Annotated in this window: 3 protein-coding genes and 1 pseudogene; all 4 read left to right on the forward strand. The window is 64.5% G+C overall.

The window, feature by feature from the left end:
• Positions 1-308: Rv1363c family protein (locus tag QOC69_RS26690; protein ID WP_526445342.1), on the forward strand; the 308-nt coding region annotated here is incomplete at its 5' end.
• 119 nt (positions 309-427) lie between these two features.
• A complete protein-coding gene (locus QOC69_RS26695) occupies positions 428-910 on the forward strand; it encodes an Rv1363c family protein (RefSeq protein WP_526445346.1) in 483 nt (160 codons plus the stop codon).
• 81 nt (positions 911-991) lie between these two features.
• A pseudogene (locus QOC69_RS26700) lies at positions 992-1,468 on the forward strand (CAP domain-containing protein); the annotation flags it as partial.
• Positions 1,469-1,964: 496 nt separating this feature from the next.
• A partial coding sequence (locus QOC69_RS26705) for a serine/threonine-protein kinase (protein WP_526445344.1) occupies positions 1,965-5,355 on the forward strand: 3,391 nt, incomplete at its 3' end.

Raw genomic sequence — 5,355 nt, forward strand, 5'->3', positions numbered from 1 at the left:
AGCAGGGCGATCGCGATGTGCAGCGAATTCTCGACGGGGCCACCGGACAGTTCTACGACGACTTCGCCAAGCGTTCACAACCGTTCGTCGACGTGGTCAAGAAGACGAAGTCGACCACGGTCGGCACGGTCACCGAGGCGGGGCTGGAGTCGCAGTCGGCAGACAGTGCTCAGGTACTGGTAGCCGTGACGGTGGCGACGTCGAATGCCGGTTCGCCGCAGTCGGATCCGCGCGGATGGCGACTGCGTATCGCGGTTACCCACGTCGGCGACCAAGCGAAGGTCTCAAACGTGGAGTTCGTGCAATGAGGTGGCCTATGTCCCGCCGCGGCGCAGACCCGACACCAAGCGACGACATCGGTTCATCCGGTGCATCTAGGCGGACTTGCGAACCGCACAACCATGAACGGCCCCCAAGCCCACGCCGCATTGGCTGGTCGCGGATGGTCGCCTACGGGCTCCTGCCGGCATTGGCGTTGCTCATGGCAACAGCCGCGGGCTATCTGAAGTGGCAGGACGCCACCCTGCGCGAGGACCAGGCAGTCCAGCCGCAATCCGTGCAGGCTGCGGTCGACGGCGCCATCGCTCTGCTGTCCTACCGCTCCGAGACCGTCGACAAGGACCTCGAAGCGGCCAAGAGCCGTCTGACGGGAAACTTCCTGGACGCTTACACCTCGTTGACCCGTGATGTGGTGATTCCAGGCGCAAAACAGAAGCAGATATCTGCGACGGCCACCGTGTCGGCCGCGTCGCTGACGTCGGCGACCGCCACCCACGCCGCGGTGCTGCTGTTCGTCGATCAGACCGTCATCGTTGGCACGACCGCGCCGACCAACACTGCGTCCAGCGTTCGCATCACGGTCGACAAGATCGACGGCCGTTGGCTGATCTCGCAATTCGACCCCGTGTGATGTCGATGCTGCCGGAAGGAGCTGTGTTCCACCGCCCACCGACCGGCCACCGACGCTCGGGTGAGGGGAAGGAAGATGGACATGCAGGATCGACGCCTGACATTGGCTGCCTTGGTGACCGTCGGTGTGGTGCTACTACCGTGCACCCCAGCCGCACATGCCGACAACAAGCGCCTCAATGACGGGGTGGTTGCCAATGTTTACACCGTCCAGCACCAGGCGGGCTGCACGAACGACGTGAGGATCGACCCGCAGCTACGGTTGGCCGCGCAATGGCACACCGACGACGTCCTCAACAACCGAAACCTCGACGGCGACCTCGGTTCTGACGCTTCGACGCCGCAAGATCGGGCCGCGGCGGCGGGATTTCACGGGACGGTGGCCGAGACCGTGGCGATCAATCCGGCGTTGGCAATCAGCGGCGTCGAACTGATCAATCAGTGGTATTACAACCCGGCATATCTCGCGATCATGCAGAACTGCGCCTACACCAAGATCGGCGTGTGGTCACTGAACAGCGTTGATCGCACCGTCGTCGTCGCCGTGTATGGACAACCGCAATAGCGCCAATAGGCAAAGGTGCACCCCGAAGGGGCGCACCTTACCGAGGGAACACATTCTGCCGCAACATGTTCCATGGTGCAGCGGATCGCGTGCGCTAGGGCAGCGACGCGGCTGGCTGCGCCCTGCGCCAGTCGGCGAAGGCGCGAACTGCGCGGATGCTCCTGTGGACTACGGAGACAAGCGCCGGGATGAGAGGAGGGGACATGACCATGAGGAGGAAGGCGAATAAGGTGAAATACTGCGACATGGTTTTGGGTCTCGTTTCCGCTCGGTTGGTTTGGGTCCTGAATCCGACGGCGCTTCGCGCCCCCGCGTGCGTAATGCTGGTTGTTCTCCCAGTGTGGTCACGTTGCCCCCGGTGCGCGTCTCCTCATCGGGCGGTTCTCGTCTCCCGAAGGGGGTAGTTCAATCGTCGACGGCGGTGCCGAAACGTCGTTGCGAGCCGGGGCGGCCGGAGTACGGTTAAACAGCCGCAGCAAAGGTGGTGGCCATGAGTAGTCCCGACGACACGCAGCGCAGGCTCGCTACCGGAATCGTCGCCGAGCTCGAGGCAGAGGGTTACGAAGATGCGCAGCCAGTGGGCCGCGGCGGCTTCGGTGTCGTGTACCGCTGCGGGCAGCCGGCATTGGATCGCGTCGTGGCGATCAAGGTGCTTAGTTCCGATCGGGACGACCTCGACCTCGAGCATTTCGCCCGCGAGCAGCGTGCGATGGGGCGGGTGTCGGGGCATCCGAACATCGTGCCGGTCCTGCACAGCGGCCTGACCTTCGCGGGCCGTCCGTACATCGTGATGCCCTATCACAGTCGCGACACGCTGGGCTCCTGGATCAAGGGCCATGGACCGCTCGAAGTCGTCGACGCGTTGACAATCGGGGTGCGACTGGCCGGTGCGCTGGAAACCGCTCACCGAGCCGGCGTTCTTCATCGGGACGTCAAGCCGCCCAACGTCCTGCTCACGAATTACGGGGAACCGCAACTGTGTGACTTCGGCATTGCGCGCATCGCGGGCGGCCGCGAGACGGCGGCGAACATCTTGATGGGATCCCCGTCGTACACCGCGCCCGAGCTGTTCGAGGGACGCACCGCATCGGTCGCCGCCGACGTGTATGGGTTGGCGGCCACGGTCTTCACACTGCTCAATGGCGAACCGCCGTTCGTGTTTCGACCAGGAGAGAACCCCATCGCATTCGTTCGTCGCGTGCTGGCGGGTCCGATTCCGGATCTGCGTGCCAAAGGTGTGCCCGATCCGGTCGGCTCGGCATTGGAGGTCGCGCTGGATACCGACCCCGCGCGGCGCCCCCGTTCTGCCGCGGCATTCGGGGAGATCCTGCGTGAGGCCGGCGCCCACGTCGGGCTCACCATCGTCGCTGTTCCGCTCGAGTTGGCGCCCTCGCCGGCCGACGCAGATGAAGCGGCTGCCGACGTCGGCGCCGCCGTATCCGCCGCACGTGGGCAATCGGGTCCGCGCGGATCGCGCTCGGACGGGTCGGGCTCGATCCTGCGGGCGCATTACCCGCCGAGTGCGCCGACGCGGTTTCGCCCGCCCACGTTCACTCGCCCGACCGTTTGGCGGCATCGAATCCTCGAGCGCCTCGGCTCGGGACGACGGCCCAAGCTGGTCCTCATTCACGCCCCCGCCGGCTACGGCAAGAGCACCCTGGCCGCGCAGTGGGGCGAAGCCCTTACCCGGGACGGCCTGAAGGGCGCATGGTTGGCCATCGACAGCGACGACAACAATGTGGTCTGGTTTCTCGCGCATCTGATCGAGGCGATTCGGCGCACGATGCCCGACCTTGCCGACGCGCTACAGCAGGAGTTCGAAGGGCATGTCGACAATGCGCAGCCGTACGTGCTCAATGCCTTGATCGATCTGCTGCACCGCGACAAGGAAACACTAGTGCTGGTGTTGGACGACTGGCATCGTGTTGATGAGACCGAAACCGCGAAGGCGCTCGCCTATCTGCTCGAAAACAGCTGCCACCACCTACATTTGATTGTCGCAAGCCGAACCCGCACCGGCCTTCCCCTGAGCACGCTTCGAGTCCAGGGTGAGCTCGTCGAGATCGACGCGACGCATCTACGCTTTGATACCGCCGAAACCCAGGCGATGCTGGTCGACCAGTGTGGCCTGCACCTGACCGCAGCCAACGTCGCCGAACTGGAGGAGTGCACGGACGGATGGGCAGCTGCATTGCAGCTGGCGTCCTTGACGCTGCGTGAGCAGGCCGATCCGGCCGCGCTCATCGAGCACCTGTGCGGACATAACGAAGCATTGGGTGAGTACCTGGCATCGAACGTCCTGGACAGCCTCGAACCGGACCTGCTCGATTTTCTGCTTGCGACGTGCATCACCAAACAGATCTGCAGCGGATTGGCCACCGCGCTGACCGGCAACCCGCGCAGCCGAAGCCTCCTCGAAGAGATCGAAAAACGCGATCTGTTTCTCCGCAGGACCGATGCCGACGGAACATGGTTTGAATACCACCACCTGTTCGCCGAGTACCTTCTGCAGCGCCTCGAGCGTGACGCAGAGGATCGGATACCACAGCTGCATCGCAGAGCAGCGCAGTGGTTTACCGAACACCACATGCTCAACCAGGCCGTCGATCATTTGATCCTCGGTGGCCAGGCTCGGCAAGCGGTCGACGCCGTCGAGCAGGCGGCCACCGATCTGATGGAGCAGTCACAGATGAGCACGTTGATCGGGCTCGCGGCCAAACTGCCGGCCCAACATGCCGATGCGCGCCCGAGGCTTCAAGTCGACCTCGCGTGGGCGAATGTCGTCCTTCACCGTCTGGCGGCCGTCGAAGAGGCGCTTCGGCTGGCCGAGGTGGGCATGGACTCGGCTACGAAGAACGAGGAGGGCAACCTACGCGCCGAGATGGACCTGATTCGCGCCGTGATCGCCGCTTTCCAGGACCGTGTCGACAGCTTCGCCGAAACCGCCGTTGAGGCGTGTGTCGACAGGGCCGACACACTGCGGCCCTTCATTCTGTGCCGCGCAGCCGACCTCGCATCATTTCGAGCGCTCCGGATGTCGGACTTCGATGACGCACTTCGCTGGCAACGGTGGGGACGCCAATTCCACGCTCGCATCTCAGGGACGCTGAGCGTGAGTTACGGATACTGTTTTGCCGCGATTGCCGCCAACGAGCAGCTCGACATCGCCGGCGCCGAAGCGCACCTGCGCCACGCCGTGCGCATCGCGCTGCTGCCGTCCGGTCGCCCCACCTATATCGCAAAGCTCGCCGGAGCACTGTTGGGGGAGCTCTTCTACGAACACGGCCAACTCGACGAAGCCGAAGTATTGCTCGACGACGCATACGCATTGGGCGCCGAGGGCGGAATCGTCGACTTCATGCTCGCCAGTTTCGGGACCGGAGCGCTGCTGAAGTCTTCCCGCGGTGACACGGCGGCCGCACACTGCCGACTGGCCGAGGGCCTCGACATCGCCAAGACACTGCAACTCCCGCGGCTGCAGGCCCGGCTACTCAACGACAGTGTCCGGATTGCCGCCCTGTCGGGGGAGCCGATCGACGACTCCCTGGCTCGGCGAATCGCCCATTCGCATTCCGAACACCTCGACGAACTCGGTGGCGTGACAGCCGAACTCATGGAGGATGCACAGATCCGAATGCTCGTGATCGATGGGACACCTTCGGCCCTGGATGAAGCATGCGCGCGGGCCCGCGCTTGCCGTGATCGGGTCGATCAGCACGACCGCCCCCGTGCCCACCTTCGTGCGACGCTGCACCTCGCGCACTGTCTCGGTGCTGCCGGCGACCACGACGAAGCGGTCCGCGTCCTGCATCCCGCACTGAGAACCTGTGCCGCGCTTGGGCTTAGCCAGTTGCTCCTCGACGAGGGGCCGCAGATGGTTC

It is taken from the genome of Mycobacterium sp., from assembly GCF_032162105.1.
Classification (GTDB): Bacteria; Actinomycetota; Actinomycetes; order Mycobacteriales; family Mycobacteriaceae; genus Mycobacterium.